Genomic DNA, 17243 nt, shown 5'->3' with positions numbered 1-17243 from the left:
CTCTATGTAGAGGAGCTAGCAGCTCATCACTGGCCTGGAAGCACGGGCTCGTTGACGATGCCACCTACGGTATTTCCAACGCCGCCGTTCCCCCCATTTGCCGGCACCGGCGGAGGCTCACCGCCCGGGGCGATGTCTGCCATCGCGCACGATTGGGTACGCACGCGAATCCAGCCTTCCCCGTTGCCGGCAACGATGACGCGGAAGGAGAGGGTGTTGTACCCCGCGACCAGGAAGGGGCGAAGGTCAACATAAGCGTTGAAGAACCAGCTTTGGTTGAGTTCGGGGTACCCGCAGCCAGTGCCTGTTAACGGGTTGGGGTTGAGGTTGTTGATGTTGTGCAGGTACTTGACCATGAAGGGCCTGCAGCCCTGCCCACAGGTGTACCCTTCCACGGTCGGATTCGATGCATCGCCACCTACGCCGGACATCTGAGCGTCGCAATAGTCGAAGGACTGGGGCGCGCGAATCACGCAGGTTTGCTCTTCCAGGGTGTACCCCTCGGGGCACTGGCAATTCAACCGGCCCCCGAAGCAGCTGGCGGGGGTTGAGTCGACGATGGCCCCTCCTGCACACTCGTACTTCCCGGTCGCACCAAGGGTGCAGCCGGCACTAGCGGGGAGACCGGTCCCTGGCGTCGTGCTGAGCTCCAGTGTCTCCATGCCTGGGGCGGGCCCAAGGAAAACGATGTGCTCGTTCACCTTGACCATCATCCAGTCGTCGAAGCCCTCGGCAATCATGGCGAATTCATCCGTCGCTTTTGGGTTGCCTGTCGTGAACCCGACAGCTCGGTCGTAGACGCCCGAGGGCCAGTAGTTGTCGCCAATCGTGCCGATGTAGAACTCGCGCACCGGTCCGACTTGCGACACTTGATTCACCGCCATGTCAGGTGAGGCTGCAATGTTGTCGAAGTTGCCGCTTCCTGCAGCGTCCGAGCGCAGGGGCGCTACGTACAGGATGTTAGGCGTGCTGTCGTGGCGCATCAGGCTGTTGTCGCCCGGATGCGGTGAAATCACGTACGTATCGGGGCTAAGCCCTTGAAGCTCGCCGATAGGGATTTCCTTCGAGAACGGCTCAGTCGGAGAGGCCATCTTCCCTTGGAACTGCTGAATCGCTTGGTACTGAACCAGACCGGTGGACGGCGTAGCCAGGTACCGCTCGGCGGTTAAGCTCAACGCGTAGCCGAAAAAGCCGGAGTTCTTGAGCGAGCCGCAGCTGACAATGCGTGCGTCATAGGAAATCGCGCCCTGTGCGACCATGTCGCCGTTCGCGTCTTCTACGTACACCGGCTCGAGCTGGCGCACGTAGTCGACGAAGGCCGCCGTTGCCCCATAATCGTTGAGCAGCTGCCGGATAGTCGTCGGCCCGTAGCAGATGCCCGGGTAGTAGCCGTGGTCCATCAGGCAAGCCAACTTGTCCGAGCCGGACTGGTCCTGGTCATAGGCGCCGCCTGTGTCCACCGTGACACGGCTGGTGATGGGCTCCCACTTCTTGTTGCGCACTTCGTATGAGAGCATCCCGGCGAGGGGGCTATTTGCCCAGCTCTGAGGGAGGCCATCCACCATGGTCTTGGGCGTGTATTGGGCAAGGATGAAGACAGGGTCGCTGTCGATGATTTTGGGGCTGCCGTACACAGCGCGGCCGCTGGTGTCGATGTTTGCATTCCAGGCCATGGCCTTCTTGCGCACACCGGTCGCCGTGGCCAGGTTGAATTCCTGGGTAAAGGAGAAGAAAGCATTCGAGATGCCTTCCTTCTTGATGTACCGCCCCACCTTCGTTGTGAACGCGTTCTGGTTCATCTGCATCCACATCTCTGCGGCCATCAGGGCTGCTTGCTGGGTGCTCGGATTTCCAATCGGGATGTTCGGGAGCGTCCCGACGTCATAGCCTGAAACCTCCGTCACAAGCCTGTCGGCAGCGAGCCCCCCCGACGCTACCGCCAACGGGGCAACCCGAGCATGCGCCACGCTCTCGCCCTTGATATTGACCTCCTGGCTGCTGTACAGGACGGTCTTGAAGGGAGAGGACGTCAGAGGACGCGCCCGCGGCGTCTGCGCGAGGCTGCTTGTGCCGACAAGCAGCGCGGCAAGGATGATGAACAGGCGTTTCATTGAGGTGAGGCCGGGTTGTGGTGTACGCGGTATAGGGAACGAGGGTTTAGCCACGCCGGTTCGGCCTGTCTAAACCGCCGGTAGCTAGACGGCGTAACGTCTCAATGAAAGCTGAAAATGCTTAAGCCATTTCTGCGCTCCGTCTCCTATCTCGTGATGGCAAGCTTGCTGTTCACGGGCATGCCTGCGCCCATGCCCAAGGCCTTCGCGCAAGCCGCGCCTATCAGCAACTGCGCCAACGTCCTCGCAGCCGACCAGGGCATGGACCCCGCCTGCAGTGCGAAGCGCTTCGGCAGCCAGGTCGTCGCCTATCCCAAGCTCCAGTGGGAGCGCATTGCCGAGGTCCCAGCCCCCACGGTGACAACCGGCGGAGGCGTCTTGCCGCCCTCGACCGAATCGTTGGCCATGGCCAATCGTGCTGCAATCGCGCTCGGCGTTCCCTCCAGCGAGGTCACGAGCGCCGTCCAGATGTTTCCGTCCAACGTGCCTTTCGTGTTCGCGCGCTACAACCCGCTGGACAACACGATGTCGGTCGACATCTTCAAGCTCGAAAAGGGTGGTAGCGGCAACAGTGTGACATCGGGCCTCTACCATGCGAAGTTCGCGCCGAGCCACGGCAACTTCTGGAAGGCGTCCGGCGCCTATCTCGACCCTCAGCGCCGTATCGCAGGGGACACTCCGGGACTGAACCCCTTCGAGGCCTTCACCTGCCCGGCTAGCACGACGTTCTGCAACCTGAGCGTGTCGGGAGCGCAAGTGGTTGTGGGACATGCAATGCGATATGTCGGAGCTCCGCTGAGCGTCCTTGCGGTTGCTCAAACTCGGTTCGACCAGACGCAGACCAAGAGTGGCAACGCCTTTAAGAAAAAGGTGACCACCAAGGTCTACGGGATGGCAAAACCCGCATGGCTGATTGGCTATCCCGCCCAGTTCCAAGCGCGCTCGAGCACCATCCCCATGGCCGCATACTGCGCCAATGACCCTCGCGCCACAACCTGTGCCCTGTACCAGACGGCAAGTGCCGGCGTCATGTTTGAGCAGTACGAAGGCGGCTCGCTCTCCGCGTATGAGGACGCCTGGCTTATCGACCAATGGACGAAGTCCGGCCTTGGCTGGCTCGCTGTGCTGGTCGTCGCGGTGGTGCTCAGCTTTACCGTTGCAGGCATTGGTGCAGCCGTCGGTCTGAATGCCGCGGCCGCGACCGGCGCGGTGACGTCCGGCGTTGCGACAGGCGTCATGGGCGGCTACCTTGCGGCTGCTGGCGTCACCATGGGTAGCCTCGCCATGTCCGTGGCGGTGGAGGCTGCGCTTATCGGGGGCGCGATGATGCTAGGGGGGGCCGACCTCAGTGGCCCCTTGAAGTTCGGCTACAACGCCATTTATGGCCAGGTGGAGAACGTCAAGGGATACAACGACCCCCCTAACTACGACAAGAACAACCAGCTGCTGAACATGAAGGTCGTCCCCCTGACGCACAACGAAATCACCGGAAACGCGTACGGGAACGCGCTGACTGGCTTCGCAACCACCTTTCAGGGGACCTGCCCTCCTGGAGCGGCCTTGGCCAACTGCGCCGGTGCGACTGGCGTCATCCAGCACGCGGACCAATATATCGAGCAAAATCAGGTTCAATTCTTGCGGGATAACGGCGGAAAGATTGTTCGCAACGACGCGGGTGGCGGGTTCGGCCAGTAAAGGGGCCCATCCTTCTCATGCCACACAACGGCGCCGACATCTAAAATCGTCGGGGACCGTTGGCTTATAGGGATGGCATATGGTATAGGCCGCCTTTGTGTGCTAAAATAGGCGCACTAAGTACGAAAGAATTCCGACAACGGTCGGCGCAAAGATTCCACCTATATCAAGGCAAAGAAGTGAAGATTGTTTCCCGATTCGCCGTGGCCATCACGGCAGTGATGCTGTCGGCATGTCAAACTCCCATCATCCATGGAATCAACAAGACGCTCAACGCTGGGACGGGGCTTCCTGCGAACATGCAGCATCGGAATATCGCGGCTGAAGTCGTGCTCGACGAGGCTTGGCCCGGCAACTACCCCTTTGCCAATCGCAATATTCTCTACACCTTCGGAATCGAGTCTGGCTCTCCGGAGTACGACATGCGCGTAGTTCGACTGAACATCCGGCAACCCGAGTACGGCGCGTGGGTGAGCACGGGGCAGAAGGTATGGCCGACGTCGGCCATGGTTCCTGACCACCTTCGGGCCCTGAAGGCGGGCGACCGCGTGGAGGTGCGGCAGACTGGCATGTACGACGTGAACAAGGACTTTGTGGCCAAGGGTGAAGGCAACATCGTCGTAGGCGTCCTGTGCAGCAAGGGTGACCCTGGATACGACGACTGCTTGAAGAAGCTCCCGCGCATCGGGAAGTTCCCCGGCTTCGGCGAGACGGGAACGCTCTACCCGGCAAGCGTTCAGGAGTACGGTTTTACGTTCACGCCGAAGTACGACAAAGACGGCAAGGCAATCCGCTGAGGCATCCGGGCCCCCGTTACCTAAAGGCCGCGCCCTCGCCCGGCGCGGCCTTTCTACATCTGGCGCATCAATGAGTACCAAGGTCTATACCGGCTTTCGAATGACGGCCAAGCACTTTCCTGAGGTGCTTTCGAGCCTCGGGAGGGCCTCTGCTCAGCTGGCTGACTTGGCCGAGCGCCAGCAGAACCAGTTCCTGGCGCTGCGAGCGGCTTCATTCGTCGACGCTGTAGCACTTGGCAAGGCTTCGGCAGGGGCGGGAGCGGGGCAGAGCCCGCTGGAGGCGGCGCAGGCCGAACTTGAGGCTCGGCAGGCAGCGATTCGCCGCACAAATCGACGCGACCCTGCGGTCGACTTTGAAGCCAAGTTCGTGTTGTGGCACTGCCGTCGCCAGGACAGCTACCTCGGCCTGCTCCAATCGGAACTTCCCGGGGCCCTGAACCGGGTTCTTGGCTTGGGCGTCGCACGGGCATACGGCTATTGGAACAACACGGACAAGCCGGACGATGTGTCGGTGCTGCAGTGGAGCAAGCGCCGGCTCGCCTGGGATGAGTGCCTGGATGGCCGGTCTGGGCCGAGCTTCACCGTGGAGGTGCCTGAGCCCGCCTGGTTGACGGCCGCGGAGGTGTTCAAAGCCCTCCCATCCTACGAACAGCGAGTTCGAGTGGCGGTCGACGAGATGGCACTGACGGCCTATTTTGAGGCGCATCCGCTGGATGGAGGCTCTGCCTACACCGCGCTCAGTGCTTTTCGCCAGGCTAAAGCACTTGAAGGAACGCTGGCGTGGCAAAGTGTCCAGGATGCTCAGCGGGTCGTGACTGAAGCGCTGGCGCCTGAGCTAACGCTTTCGATGCTGACCACGGCCATAGGGCAGCCATGCCTGCAAGGGGCTGGCGCATAGTCAGGGCGCCTCCGCTCGGTCTCAGCTGCGGAGGGCGTGGGCCTCGTCGAACAGGCGCTCGAGCAGGGGCCACTCGCCCCGCAGGCCGTCAACCACGGCTTTCGCCCAAGCGAAATACGCCGCCACCCGCTCGTCCGGCCATCCCACAGGCGGGCTTTTGGCCATGTCCCTCAGGTTGCAAATCTTGTCAGCAAGCTTGGCGGCCTTCGCCCTTCGGGAGGCATGAGGCGCATGGTCGATTTGGAACTGTTTTCGCAGTGCCTTCGGTAGGCTCTTGTCGTCGGTCATCTCGAGAACGACCTGAAGGACCTCAGCGCCGAACAGCTCCAGCAGCTCAGCTTCCGTGGCGTCCGTGTCCTCCAGCGTGTCATGGAGAAGCGCAGCGGCCAGGATAACCCCGTCATCGATGCCCGCCTCATCCGCCAGCACCGCGGCCAGGGCGAGCGGGTGGTTGATGTACGGGTCCGCCTGCGCGTCCTTGCGGCGCTGCCTGCGATGCTTCTCCGCCGAGAAGAGCGCGGCCCGCATCACTTTACCAGCATCTGAAGTCATCGTTTAGCTCGGAAATTGTCAGGTGTCGTCAAACCTCGACGACCAGCGCTGGATTGAAGGACGAGTTTTCGAAGCGCATCGGTTCGCCCTTGGGAGGGTACTTGGAGCGCGGGTATCCGCGTGGATTCACGACGAAGCGCGTCTGCCCATGCTCGTAGGAAAAGGAGTCGTGAACGTGGCCGTGAACCCACAGGGCGGGCTGGAGCAATTCTATGAGGGGCCGCAGGTCGCTGATGAAGGCAGGGGTGATGGAGTCCCCCGCATAGCGCGGCGCGATGCTTCCAGGGTGAACGCCATGGTGCGTGATGACGACCGTACGGCCGGCAAACGGCGTGCTCAGCTTGGTTCTGAGCAGCCGCAACGACTTCCGGTGCGCCGCTGCAGCGTCGGAAGGGTCGAAGTGCCTGAGCTCCCCCTTGCGGCGCAGCGCAATCGCGCGGTGGTCCACCAGCATCGAACGCGCGGCGTGCATGCTGTAGGCGGCAGAACCACCGTTTGTGCCCAGCAGGTAGTTGGTCCACAACGTGGCGCCGAAGAAGCGTACACCCCCAAACTGCACCAAGCGGTTGTGCAGCAGCGTGACGCCGGCCTTCGGCAGCTCACGGCTCAGTTGGCGCAAGGCGTCGCTCATGACCGCAGAATAAAATTCATGATTGCCAGGGACGAACAAAACTGGCCGGCCGGCGGCGGCGTAGTTCGACACCAGTTCGCGCAGCGGGCCTAGGTCGCGCGTCAGGACGATGTCGCCCGCGAGAACGAGCGCATCCGCGAGGACAGGCAGTGGGCCGGAGGCGTAGAACTCCAAATGGAGGTCCGACAGGACATGCAGCTTCATGAGTTCCCCTGGGTGGTCTTGGCCACTCGTTCGTATTCCGCCGGGTTTGTTGGCAGCCCCGCGAGCCGGAGGTGGTCGACCGTGAATTGGAAGGCCATCGCGCGGTTGGTCAGAATCAGCCAAGCGTGGTACGCGCGTAGCCAAAACGGTCCGTAGGAGCCCTTTGGCTTGGCGATGTAGAAGCCGTCGGGGCGGAGCTCTTCGCGCGGCCCTGTATACGGCTGGCCCTTGACCGAATCGACCGTCACCGGGAGGTGCGGCCGAGCCCGGCCACCGAACTTGGTGTGCTCCCACGATTCCTTCATGGCGCCCCCGTCGCCTCGAGCGCCTGCCGCGCGCGCTCCTTGGCTCCGCCGGCGTAGTCGACGGTCAGGACAATGCGCCCGCAGTCAGGGTCCTGCGCCGCGGCGATGAGCCAGGGCACATTCGATAGGGCATGCTTGGCCAACTGCTCGGAGAAGACCGGAATCGCGACAACGGCCTCATCCGTGCAAGAACGCAGCTGTGCGAACCGGGCGCTGTCCAGAGTGGCTCGGAACGTGAAAACCTCGAAGCCGTCACCGCGGAGCACCGCATACAAGTCCCATTCGCCCACTTCCGTGCTCACGTCGGCCTCTTCTCTGAACTCGCGAACCATCGCCTGGAGCGCCGTCTCGCCCGGCTCTACCTTCCCCCCAATGCCGTTGAGCCGCCCCGCCTGCCAAGCGGGGCGAGCTTTGATGATGAGAGCGACCTGGGCGCTGGCCTGCTCAAACGCAAACCCTAAAACGTATTGTTGCATAGGTGACAAGGGCCGGGAAGCGGCCGCGGGGGATGTCACCCATTTAGCGAGCGCTGTTTAGCCGTCGCGCGTCACGCCCTTAGCGCTTGCCGTCGAGCTGGTAGATAAGGTTATATCGGCCCGTTTCGAGCCAGGACAGGTCCACGTGCCAGTAGTAGCGGTCTCGCTCCTGGGCAAGCTTTTCGGCCTGCTCCATGGCCTGCCCAAGCTGTGCGTGGGACCAGCTGTTCACGTCCATCATCTTCTCGAGCACCTGCCCATAGACGCCAAGGCGTCTCGCAAACCCTAGATGGTGCGCCTTGTGACAAATACCGCAAAGGCTGATGAGCCCCCCGAGAGACTGGACGCACATCAGGTCGTCAAAGGCCCACTTTTCGTGGCATTCGACCCGCCCTGCTTCCCCGCAGATTTCGCAGCGGTTTCCTGCCGCCGCGTAGCAGTGGCGACGCAAGGCATCCCACTTGGCTGGAGTGAGGGCCGTTCGCAGATTCTGTTCCCAACTGGAGGAAGGGAGCATCTCGGGGAGCAGCGCAGGCTTGTCAGGGTACTTCCACCGCAGCGGAAGCCAGTTCCAGACGTTGTCAAGGTAGGCCTCCGCGGGCACGTGGAAGCCCAACTCTCGGCTGTATTCCGCCCCTTCCTTCAGGGCGGCGCGTTCATCCCAACGTGGAACGCATAGGGGAATTGCGTTAGCTGTAAGCATAAAGTGATAGTGTCAAGGCAATAGCTGATACTTTCTAGTCTATACCGTAAATAGCAGCCGATTTAGCCTTGCAACGGTATAGGTCTCAAGCTAAAATGTAGGCTCCAACAACGCAGACATGTAGGAATCGACCGACAGATGAAAAGCACTGCAACAGCCTCCACCACGCCCTCCGAGAAACGCCCCGCCCGCGAGGCCGGCAGCGTTGGGACGGCCGTCCTGGAGTCCCGTTCTATTGGGACAACGGGCGTCTTGAATGCCCGTCTGCCAGCTGATTTGCCCCGCGCGGCACCTCGATAGGTCTAAAGTATTCGCTGAATGCTTAAGTGAGCGCGAATGTGAGGATGCCCACATTTGAGCTCTGAAACCGGATGCAGGAAATGTCCTACCTGCGTACATTTCAGCCTATCGATTAAATGGTGTTTACGGAGCTTTTAGATGGTTTACGATTTTAAGGTTGTTTCCAGTACGAAGATTGAAGAGTCGGAGCAAGCCTATTTTTTCCAGCTTCAACGCAACGCTGAACGCGCCCTTGCCGCGGATGCGGTGCAGGCTGGTGACGCCCTCGCTGCATGCGAGTACATGGATTGCGTTGACGGTGGCGACCTGGAGATGGACAAGTCGGTGTATCGCCAGTGCACTTCGCTCGTGATGAGCTACATGTTCTCCGTCGAGAAGAAGGTTGCTGAGGCCCTGACCGCCAAGAGTTGGGCCGCCAAGACGCTGTTCGGCCTCCTGACGGCGCAGAACGAGCAGTTCGAAGACCTGCCGACTTTCCAGATGGTTGCTTGACCTCATTTCCTCCGGCGCTGCTGGCCCGGGGTGTCCTTTGGCGCAGCGGCGATGGTCGCTAGACCGATTAGGACATCGAGAGATGAGTTTTAGCAGCACGCGGGCGCCCAAGGGTGACTCTCGCGTGTGTCAGAGGAGAGTATGTAATGGCAGTCGTGAACCAAAAACTGATTGGGCCAAGCGGCAAGGCGGCCTGGACGTGCCAAGTCACCGGCGAAGTATTGCACTCCGAACGTGCCTTTGAGACGCTCGTGTCGTCGCGTGGCGGCGGCGGCTCGGTAGGTCCCTCCGGGGGCTACGTGGCGCCCCCGCGCATCACTTCGGAGTCCGTTGAGCATCAGGACTTGTTCGTGCGAGATGACGCCGGCGTCGAGCATTCCTTCAGCTGGAACAGTTGGTCCCTGCCCGTACGGCCGGGGAACAGGGTTTCGGTTATGTGGGGTGGCCCAGAAGGAAGTAGCAGTGGCACGTACCTCTTTGCGAGCAACCTGGATACCGGCGAGTCGCGAGAAGACCCGAAGGGGTTCCGGTCGTTCGTGCGGCGCGGCGGCTTGGTGGCCGACGTGATTTGGATGAAGACGATTTACGTGCTCACGTTTCTCGTCACCGCGTTCGCCATGTTCTACCTGCTCGCGAGCTATGCCAACGACCGGCCGCCTCGCTGGCTCGCCGAGTATCCGCCGTACAACGTGGCATACGCGGAGATGGCCAAGGCCAGGGAAGTCACTGTACGCGCCGACCGCCTCCGTCTGACACCTGGTCGTTACGCAGAAACCGAGCGGGTCTATTCGGCATACCGCGCGACGCAAAGGCGCTTGAAGGAGGTTGAATCCGAATTCAATGCGGCCCGCCAGCGCAATTGGACAGTCGCAGGGGCGCTCGAGTTCGCCGCGACGGATGGTACGAAGTACCTGTGGTGGCTGCCGGTGGTTTTCCTTTGCTCGTTGGTCGCGTGCATGGTCGTTGTGCAGGTCCTGATGTCGGGTGCTTCCCAGCACAAGAGGGAAGTGGCCGCCGACGGCATTCGGCGCCAGGCCGGGTCCTTGTTTGCGCAAGGCCTGCTCCAGCAGCCCGCGAAGGCATAGCGCCGTCTCATTTTCGTGAAGCTCGCCAGTATCGGGCGAGCTTCTTTTCTTTTGCCGCGCCTCGGCCTTACTCAAGTTCTACCCGGACCTACGTGCGCGGACGGTTGCGCCCGGTCCTTATGACCTCGCTGACGGTCATTCTCTCCATGCTGCCGGCGGCGATGGGTTTCGGAGCTGGCTCTGAGAACAACGAGCCTCTGGCAGTCGCCATTATCGGCGGCATGGTCAGCTCGACTCTTCTGAGGCTGGTCGTGGTGCCTGCCGCCTACAGCTTGTCCGGTCGCAGAGTGACGGCATAACCGACGCAAGCGGCGAATACTCGCTCTAAGAAAAAGGCACCTCCCGCAGGTGCCTTTCCCTTTGCATTGCAGATGAACGAGGCCCGGCCCCCTGGCCAGGTTTCCGCGTGCCCCACGCTAGGGGAGGTGCCTTTACTAAGGGCGGCGTCCCTCGCCGTTTGTTAGTGAAAGGATTTAGATGAGAACGAAAATTAACCGCCTGCTGCTCGCCAGCGCGATGACACTCGCCGGAGCGAGCGCCTTTGCGCAAGGCGCGCCGCTTGTGAATCGCGTGCAGCCCCCGACGAACCACGCTCCGGGACAAGTGTCCACGCCTGCGCAGGCTCGAGACGACTTCAAGGCTCTCCCTCCGCCGCTCCATTCGGAGCTCGGCCCCCGCCCGGAGTTGCGTGCACACGCCGAGAAGGTCCAACGCGGTGAGCACGCGCATGCCAGGCGCGCGAAGTTCAAGCCGACCCCGGAGATGCACCGGCTCCACGCCGCGATTGCCGAGAGCCACGCCAACCTGGCAGAGGCCGAGCGTACGGGCGACCAAGCCGCTACCCTGGCCATGAAGCACAGGCTCAAGCGGGACCACGCCGCGCTGCGTGCAGCACGTGCCGAGCTGAAGCAGCGCGCGGACGCCGAATTCCGGCATTCCGAGTTCCGAGGCGGCCGACCACCAGGCCCTGATGCCGAAGGACGCCATCCGCCTCCCCCGCGCGACGGCTTCGGCCCGCCGCCCGCCCGGCCAGCTCCGCAACCTGCGCGCTGAACCGACAGGCCCCAAGCCCCGCCCTGCTTCGTGCAGCGCGGGGCTTTTTCATGGGCCGCGGCTAAACCAGGTAGCTGCACGCAATTGCTATAGCGCTCCGTCTGACCCATTGGCTAGACGGGTCAGCTTCCCCAACACGAAGGATTCCGAATGACATTCAACCGCATCTCTGTTGCTACCGCCCTGTGCGTTGCAGCATCCGTGTGCCTGGCGCAGTCCCCGTCGCTGGCCGGCGCGCCGAGCTCGGGCGCCCGCCAAATCTGGCTGGACCCCGCCAGCGTCCCCGGTGGCGCTCACGCAATTCCTGCCAATGCGGAAACAGACGCCATCGAAGCTCGCATCAACGCCACCTTCGAGCGACTGGGTAAGGCGAAAACGCAAGGCGACATCGACTCGATGGCGGCCGTCAAGCAGAAGCTGAAGGCGGACTTCGAGGAGCTCAAGGCCAAGCGCCTTCTCATCCAGGCAGCGCAAGGTGGCAAAGACCCCGGCGCACCGCTGCGAGGTCTGCCGCTGGGCTCGCGCGCCGGCTCGGCCGGGCAGGCGCCCGGTCGCTAACCGCAGTCCGTTCAGGCCCGGAAATCGACGCAGCATATGACCACCCCTCTCCAATTCGTGGAATCCCTGAGGGCGCTCCCAGCCTTCCCGGATGTCTTCAATCCATGGCGAGACCACGACCCGGTGAACGACCAGAACGAACTGGGCCCCAGCATCCGGGCAGCCAATCTGGAGCGTTACCTGGCCGCGCGGGTGGGCAAGGCCCGCCTGCTGTTGGTAGCAGAGGCACCCGGCCACAGAGGTTGCCGCGTCAGTGGCATTGCAATGACGTCGGAGCGCATCATGCTCGGGCACCACCCGGTGATTCCACACCACGCGGTCTTCGAGGGACCGAAGCAGCAGACCAGCCTCCCGGAGCTGCACAAAAAGGGGGCCAACGAGCAGACTGCCAGCACCGTATGGGGCTTGCTGCTCTCCCTCGGACTGGCCCCGGAAGAATTCGTTCTCTGGAACGCCTTTCCGTGTCACCCGCACAAGCCCGGTGAACCGCTGTCGAACCGTGCCCCAACGCCGAAAGAGGTGGCTGCCTGCGCGGACGTGCTTCGTGACATGCTGACCTTGCTAGGTACGGCCCGTGTTGTTGCGGTCGGCCGAGTGGCCCAACGGCAACTGCAGGTCCAGGGCGTCGAAGCGCCCTACGTTCGCCACCCGGCGATGGCAGGTATCAATCAGTTTCGCGAACAGGTTCAGGCTCTCGCCTCGTCGTTCCGTTGAAGTGCCGCGCGTGCGCGCGGGATAAGTCCCCTCCCTACACGGCTAGTACCCCATTTTTGGACTTCCGTGGTCATGGACTTCGTTTCTCAATTGGCGCCAGCCTTCTGCGCCGGACTCAGCGGCGCTGCGCTCCTGTGGATGTGGCGAAAGTGCGCATCCCGGTGGAACAACGCCTTCCCGTTGGTCAAGAAGGCGTTGGAGCTCTCGCTGTGGGCCTGGGCCATAGCATCCGCGGGTTGGTTCCTCTACGCCGTCGGGCATGCGCCGGACTTCAAGCTCGCGCTCGTTGCAGGCTTGACCGGCTTCGCCGTTCCAGCCATCTACAACCTCCTGAAGTCGCGTCAAGGCGGTAAGGATGAAGTCAAACGCGGGACGAACGTCGCAACCGCTGCTGTCGTCAAGCGTCAGGTCAAAGCGAATCGCAAGCCCACCCGGCTCGAAATCGGGGGCGTGCCGATTCCCTTCGACTCCGAGCCGTACCACCTGCTTTTCGCCGGTTCAACCGGCACAGGCAAGTCGGTCGCCATCAACCAGGTCCTGGACCAGCTCCGTGCAGCCAATGACACGGTGATTCTTGTCGACAGCGGCGGCGGCTTCATGGAGAAGCACTACCGTGCCGACACCGATTTTGTCTTCAACCCATTCGACGCCCGGTGCGTCAACTGGTCGCCCGTTCTCGAGATGCAGGGTGAATGGGATGCCGAAGCCATGGCGCGCTCCATCGTTCCCGATGGTGTCGGTGACAGTAAGGAATGGAATGGATACGCTCAGACACTGGTGTCGTGCGTGCTGCGGCAGCTGTGGTCAAAGAACAAGATGACGTTGCGGGACTTCCTCTACTACGTCCAGGCGGCCACGGTCCCTGAGCTCAAGGAGCTGCTTCAAGGCACAGCTGCGATGGCGCAGCTCTCGTCGGAGAAGACGTTCGGCTCCATCCGGACCATCGCCGCGAACTACCTGACCCCCTACGCATACCTGCCGAATGCCGGTGAGCCGTTTTCCGTGTCGGAGATGATTCGACAGGAACACTCAGGCTTTCTCTATGTCACCTACAGGGACGACCAGCTCGACAGCCTTCGAGCGCTAATCGCCTGCGTGCTGGACGTGGCCGCGCGAACCATTCTTTCGATGCCCCCCGACGAGAACCGTCGAATTTGGCTGGTGCTGGACGAGTTCGCCTCTATCGGCCGCGTGCAGTCCATCGAGGCTGTGGCCACGAAGGCTCGCAAGGCGGGAGGTTGCTTGCTGCTGGGCGTTCAGTCCGTCTCGCAGCTTCGGGACCGATACGGCGAGTTCGGGGCGCAGACCATCCTATCGTGCTTGTCCAGCTGGCTGGTGTTGCGGTGCGCTGACGCAGACACCTCGGAATACATGTCGCGCTATATCGGCGACGTTGAGCTTTTGCGGAAGAACCGCAGCAGCAGCACATCCGACACCGGCGACTCGACGAGCCAGAACGAGCAGCAGGCCACCCAACGGGCCTTGCTGCCGTCGCAGATTCAGGGACTTCCCAACCTGCAAGGGTTTCTGAAGCTGACCGGAAACTACCCCATCTGCCAGGTGAAGCTCGAGCTGCCTGCCAAGCGCCGCCCCACTACTGCCGCCGCTTTTGTGGGCCGGGACTTCACGAAGCGCCCGATGCTGAAGCTCGTGGCTGACGTCCCGGCCGCCGACGCCTCGACGCCCCCACGCCCTGAGGTGGGGGCCGCGGCGAAGCCGAAGGCGCCCGTCCTACCGCTAGGCGGCGCGCCACTTCTGCCAGTCCATCCACAAGCGACGGCGCCTGCCAAGGCCGAGGTCGGACTACTTCCGGCGGATTCGAAGCTCCTTGTTTCCCGAGCTGGCCCTGCCGTCAAGCTTCCCGGCCTCGACCTGCTGCGCCGAGCTCCGCAATCTGATTCCAGCCGCTGACCATGTCGACACCTCACTCGTCCCCATCGCAGTCGAATTCCGGGGGAGGGCCCCGTCCAAAGGGAAAGCGGCCGCGCAGTGGCGCTCACGCCGCGGAAAACGTGTTCTCCTTCCTGGGAACTGGCGGTTCCCGCCCTGCCGGCGGGCCCGGCGCGCAGAAAGCCCCTGCGGCTTCCGTTTCAAGGGGGCCGTCAGCTGCTACGCCTTCACAGCCTGTCGGAGTGAAGGGAAAGCCACGCACAGCTGCGTCGACGGCTCAGACCGGCGCAGCGGCTAGTGCACAGGGCGAGCAGAGCAGGGAAACTGAGAGGAAAGAAGCCAAGCGCGCGCCTGACGCGGCGCCGCTGAGCCTTGGCGGCGCGGTCAAGGGGGCGGTCACCGCCGCTGTGGGTCTCGCAGGCGTGGAGCAGGCGAATTCTAAAGTCGCGGCTTCTGCTGCCTGGCGCGACCAGTTCAAGGCCGAATCGAAGGAACTCAACCGAGCTGCGAACTTCCTGAACTCGGCGCTTCAGCAAGGTAAGGCTCGCGAGGAGATGCTGGTCGCTGCCCAAAGCCGACTTACCGGGCCGCCTCTGGCTCATGTCTCCGACTTGCTTGCAGATTCGGAGTCCCTGGAGCTCATCAAGGAAAAGGTCGGCGCACTCAACAAGGTCGCTGGCGCGCTGCAGCGTGCCGCTGACCGAGGCGACGCCCCTGGCGACGCCATTTCATTTGCGCACAACAAGGGGGTGGCCCAGCACCCAGGCTTGCTGAAGGCGTTGGACGCCGCGGTCGCCGAGCAGCGAGCACCCGAAGGGGCTGCAGGTGCGAGTGCCGCGCCCAGCACCTCGACCGCACAAGTCAAGCCACTGACGGCCTTGGAGGCAAATCGCGAGCTTGTGCTCGAAGCTTCAGACCGCCAGATTGATGCTTCGTCCCAACGCGCGGAACAGCCTGACGCCGCCGCGGCGCGGGAGGTGGTCACAGCTCAGGCTACTGCCACGATAGAAGGGGCCAGCACAGCGTCCGTCGCGAAGGCTCAGCGAGAAGAACCTGCGGCAGTGAAGCAAGGGCCGCCGCAGCCGGCAAAGAGCGCCTCGCATCCTGCCCGACCCACGACCGTCCAAGGGGCGGGGCAACAGGCCAAGGATGTGACTCGCGCCGCTGAAGCACCAACACCGCAGCAGGGCTCCGCTCCAGGGCCCAGGCAGGTTGACGGGCAGGGCGAGCAGGCCAGGGTGGCTGCCGAGCGTGGGCGCGGAAGCGCAGAAGCTCCGGAATCTGCGGCGCCCCTGCGGTCCAATCCAGCCGGTGAGCGCCCCGGTGCCGAACCCGAACCATCTGGATTGCGAAACTCATCCCAAGGTCCAAGCCGCGGGGAGGCCGCACCTGCCGAAAGGCCCGTCGACACCAAGCGTATCGAAGTTGTTCAGCCGTCGGAGGTTCGTGCTTCAGGTGGCCTCGCCCACCCGCAGTCCGGTGCACCAACGAAGGAGATGTCCGAAGCCAAGCCGGTGGTCGCGCGCGAACCCGGCCTGCCGGCTACTGTCGTCGCTGACAAAAACAGTCCTGCTGTTGGCAAGCTTGAGCCATCGCGGGACCTGGAGAAGGCTCTCGCAGCGCCCTCCCCTGCGCCAGCGGCCGTGCCTCGCGCGACCCTGGAACAAACGCTCGCAGAGCACATGCGCAGCCAGGGCTTCGACCGCGAGGCGGTGTCCAAAGTTGGAGAGATTGCGGCTGCTGTGCGCGCGAATGCCAATGTGCGGCCCGAAGGGCAGAGCGTTGTCGTGCTGCACAAGTCCGGCGAGGCCCTTGCCACGGCGACCACCGAGCGCAGCGCTGCCCAGGTGGCGAGGCAGGGCGACACCGTCGTGTTTGCAAAGACGCTGGAGCACATCGCAGAGAAAGGCCTGAACCTTGAAACGGTCAGGAACCTGCGTGCCGCTGCGCCCAACCTCCCTGTGGGGACGACCAATCTTGAAGTGGCCGACCGCGCCGGTCGGGACTTCCTTGAGCGAGCGGACCGTAGCGTGCAACCCCGGGATGCGGCGCAACCGCGGGCCGCCGCAAGCGCACAGCCTGCAGCGGCGCCTGCGGCGGCTGAATTGGGCGATGACACCCTCAAGAGGCGCATCCAGGAGATGCGTGACCGCACAAGGCAGGTCAGCGAGAGCCATCATGAGGCGCCTGCGATTTCCCGCGAGGAGCTCAAGCGGGAGGAACCGGCTGCGAGGGAGCTAGAGAGGGTCAAGGTCTTCAAGCTGGGCGGCGGCTCGTAAACGATGCGCTACGAGAAAAGCCCCGCGATGCGGGGCCTTTGCTTTGCGGAGCCTGGGATTACTCGGCCATGGACATCTCTTCCGCCTCGGCTGCTTCAGGCGCTTCCGAGGCGCGTTCCTGTTCGCCTGCTGTTTCCCTGAAGTCTGGCTCATCAGGCGAACTGGTGGCAGTCTCCTCGCCGAACTTCCTGAAGGTTTCCGCCAGGTCGTGTGGCTTGGTCTCCTGCCCCCGAAACCCGGGCGGCTTGCTCGAAGTCCACGGCCTTGGCTACCTCGACGTCGGGCTTGCCGCGAGACTCCTGGTCGAACCGGTCACGGACGGTGTCCATCTGCTTGTTGTAGGCGGGGTCCGCCAGGCTGTCCAGTCCTTGAATGGTGTTCGACAGCTCTGCCGCTCCCGAGAGCTCCGAAGTAACGCCAAATGATGCGTCTAAACTGCCGGCGAAGAAGCTAAACTGGTTTAGCTTCAGACCTTAAGCTGCTAAAATAGATGCAACGCC

Annotated in this window: 16 protein-coding genes and 1 pseudogene; 11 read left to right on the top strand and 6 right to left on the bottom strand. The window is 62.8% G+C overall.

Annotated elements, in window-relative coordinates:
* Positions 1–26 precede the first annotated feature (26 nt).
* Entirely contained in the window at positions 27–2111 is a 2085-nt protein-coding gene (locus tag E5P2_RS31015; RefSeq protein ID WP_162571023.1) for a hypothetical protein, read from the bottom strand.
* 117 nt (positions 2112–2228) lie between these two features.
* Here E5P2_RS31015 and E5P2_RS31010 point away from each other — a divergent pair, with 117 nt between their 5' ends.
* The 3 genes from E5P2_RS31010 (at position 2229) to E5P2_RS31000 (ending at position 5501) form a co-directional block, all read left to right on the top strand.
* A complete protein-coding gene (locus tag E5P2_RS31010) occupies positions 2229–3806 on the top strand; it encodes a hypothetical protein (RefSeq protein WP_162571022.1) in 1578 nt (525 codons plus the stop codon).
* Between the two features lie 179 nt (positions 3807–3985).
* Entirely contained in the window at positions 3986–4603 is a 618-nt protein-coding gene (locus E5P2_RS31005) for a hypothetical protein (protein WP_162571021.1), read from the top strand.
* A gap of 70 nt (positions 4604–4673) precedes the next feature.
* Entirely contained in the window at positions 4674–5501 is an 828-nt protein-coding gene (locus tag E5P2_RS31000; protein WP_162571020.1) for a hypothetical protein, read from the top strand.
* A 21-nt stretch (positions 5502–5522) separates the two neighbouring features.
* On the opposite strand, the gene E5P2_RS30995 is transcribed toward E5P2_RS31000, so the two are convergent.
* From E5P2_RS30995 to E5P2_RS30975, 5 genes are all read right to left on the bottom strand, one after another.
* Positions 5523–6053 (bottom strand): HD domain-containing protein, encoded by a 531-nt coding sequence (locus tag E5P2_RS30995; RefSeq protein ID WP_162571019.1) that lies wholly within the window; start codon positions 6051–6053, stop codon positions 5523–5525.
* A gap of 28 nt (positions 6054–6081) precedes the next feature.
* Complete coding sequence (locus E5P2_RS30990; RefSeq protein WP_162571018.1) at positions 6082–6888, bottom strand: metallophosphoesterase; 807 nt, start codon at positions 6886–6888, stop codon at positions 6082–6084.
* Positions 6885–7193: a hypothetical protein gene (locus E5P2_RS30985; protein ID WP_162571017.1), complete on the bottom strand. Its 309-nt coding sequence runs from the start codon at positions 7191–7193 to the stop codon at positions 6885–6887. Before E5P2_RS30985 ends, E5P2_RS30990 begins: the two co-directional genes overlap by 4 nt.
* A complete protein-coding gene (locus E5P2_RS30980; protein WP_162571016.1) occupies positions 7190–7669 on the bottom strand; it encodes an NUDIX domain-containing protein in 480 nt (159 codons plus the stop codon). The genes E5P2_RS30985 and E5P2_RS30980 overlap by 4 nt, the downstream gene beginning before the upstream one ends.
* 79 nt (positions 7670–7748) lie before the next feature.
* Positions 7749–8285: a hypothetical protein gene (locus E5P2_RS30975; RefSeq protein ID WP_162571015.1), complete on the bottom strand. Its 537-nt coding sequence runs from the start codon at positions 8283–8285 to the stop codon at positions 7749–7751.
* Positions 8286–8810: 525 nt separating this feature from the next.
* On the opposite strand from E5P2_RS30975, the gene E5P2_RS30970 reads away from it, so the two are divergent.
* The 8 genes and pseudogenes from E5P2_RS30970 to E5P2_RS30935 all read left to right on the top strand — a co-directional run bounded on the left by E5P2_RS30970 (position 8811) and on the right by E5P2_RS30935 (position 16743).
* A complete protein-coding gene (locus E5P2_RS30970; RefSeq protein WP_162571014.1) occupies positions 8811–9164 on the top strand; it encodes a hypothetical protein in 354 nt (117 codons plus the stop codon).
* Between the two features lie 146 nt (positions 9165–9310).
* Positions 9311–10249 (top strand): hypothetical protein, encoded by a 939-nt coding sequence (locus E5P2_RS30965; protein ID WP_162571013.1) that lies wholly within the window; start codon positions 9311–9313, stop codon positions 10247–10249.
* Positions 10250–10350: 101 nt separating this feature from the next.
* Positions 10351–10548 (top strand): annotated as a pseudogene (locus E5P2_RS30960) (efflux RND transporter permease subunit); the annotation flags it as partial.
* 178 nt (positions 10549–10726) lie between these two features.
* Positions 10727–11302, top strand: coding sequence for a hypothetical protein (locus E5P2_RS30955; protein ID WP_162571012.1), 576 nt, complete (start codon positions 10727–10729; stop codon positions 11300–11302).
* Between the two features lie 150 nt (positions 11303–11452).
* A complete protein-coding gene (locus E5P2_RS30950) occupies positions 11453–11860 on the top strand; it encodes a hypothetical protein (RefSeq protein ID WP_162571011.1) in 408 nt (135 codons plus the stop codon).
* A 36-nt stretch (positions 11861–11896) separates the two neighbouring features.
* Positions 11897–12574 (top strand): uracil-DNA glycosylase, encoded by a 678-nt coding sequence (locus E5P2_RS30945; protein ID WP_162577707.1) that lies wholly within the window; start codon positions 11897–11899, stop codon positions 12572–12574.
* Between the two features lie 72 nt (positions 12575–12646).
* Positions 12647–14485, top strand: coding sequence for a type IV secretion system DNA-binding domain-containing protein (locus tag E5P2_RS30940; RefSeq protein ID WP_162571009.1), 1839 nt, complete (start codon positions 12647–12649; stop codon positions 14483–14485).
* A 401-nt stretch (positions 14486–14886) separates the two neighbouring features.
* A complete protein-coding gene (locus tag E5P2_RS30935) occupies positions 14887–16743 on the top strand; it encodes a hypothetical protein (RefSeq protein ID WP_162571008.1) in 1857 nt (618 codons plus the stop codon).
* Positions 16744–17243 lie beyond the last annotated feature (500 nt).

This window comes from Variovorax sp. SRS16 (assembly GCF_901827165.1).
Taxonomy (GTDB): Bacteria; Pseudomonadota; Gammaproteobacteria; order Burkholderiales; family Burkholderiaceae_C; genus Variovorax.
The sequence above is the reverse complement of the archived record's forward strand: the minus strand, read 5'-3'. Positions and strand labels throughout refer to the sequence as shown.

Excerpts from the sequence above, each read along its gene's own strand:
- E5P2_RS31015 (WP_162571023.1), bottom strand. The coding sequence starts at position 2,111 with ATGAAACGCCTGTTCATCATCCTTGCCGCGCTGCTTGTCGGCACAAGC.
- E5P2_RS31010 (WP_162571022.1), top strand. The coding sequence starts at position 2,229 with ATGCTTAAGCCATTTCTGCGCTCCGTCTCCTATCTCGTGATGGCAAGC.
- E5P2_RS31000 (WP_162571020.1), top strand. The coding sequence starts at position 4,674 with ATGAGTACCAAGGTCTATACCGGCTTTCGAATGACGGCCAAGCACTTT.
- E5P2_RS30995 (WP_162571019.1), bottom strand. The coding sequence starts at position 6,053 with ATGACTTCAGATGCTGGTAAAGTGATGCGGGCCGCGCTCTTCTCGGCG.
- E5P2_RS30990 (WP_162571018.1), bottom strand. The coding sequence starts at position 6,888 with ATGAAGCTGCATGTCCTGTCGGACCTCCATTTGGAGTTCTACGCCTCC.
- E5P2_RS30985 (WP_162571017.1), bottom strand. The coding sequence starts at position 7,193 with ATGAAGGAATCGTGGGAGCACACCAAGTTCGGTGGCCGGGCTCGGCCG.
- E5P2_RS30980 (WP_162571016.1), bottom strand. The coding sequence starts at position 7,669 with ATGCAACAATACGTTTTAGGGTTTGCGTTTGAGCAGGCCAGCGCCCAG.
- E5P2_RS30970 (WP_162571014.1), top strand. The coding sequence starts at position 8,811 with ATGGTTTACGATTTTAAGGTTGTTTCCAGTACGAAGATTGAAGAGTCG.
- E5P2_RS30965 (WP_162571013.1), top strand. The coding sequence starts at position 9,311 with ATGGCAGTCGTGAACCAAAAACTGATTGGGCCAAGCGGCAAGGCGGCC.
- E5P2_RS30955 (WP_162571012.1), top strand. The coding sequence starts at position 10,727 with ATGAGAACGAAAATTAACCGCCTGCTGCTCGCCAGCGCGATGACACTC.
- E5P2_RS30950 (WP_162571011.1), top strand. The coding sequence starts at position 11,453 with ATGACATTCAACCGCATCTCTGTTGCTACCGCCCTGTGCGTTGCAGCA.
- E5P2_RS30945 (WP_162577707.1), top strand. The coding sequence starts at position 11,897 with ATGACCACCCCTCTCCAATTCGTGGAATCCCTGAGGGCGCTCCCAGCC.
- E5P2_RS30940 (WP_162571009.1), top strand. The coding sequence starts at position 12,647 with ATGGACTTCGTTTCTCAATTGGCGCCAGCCTTCTGCGCCGGACTCAGC.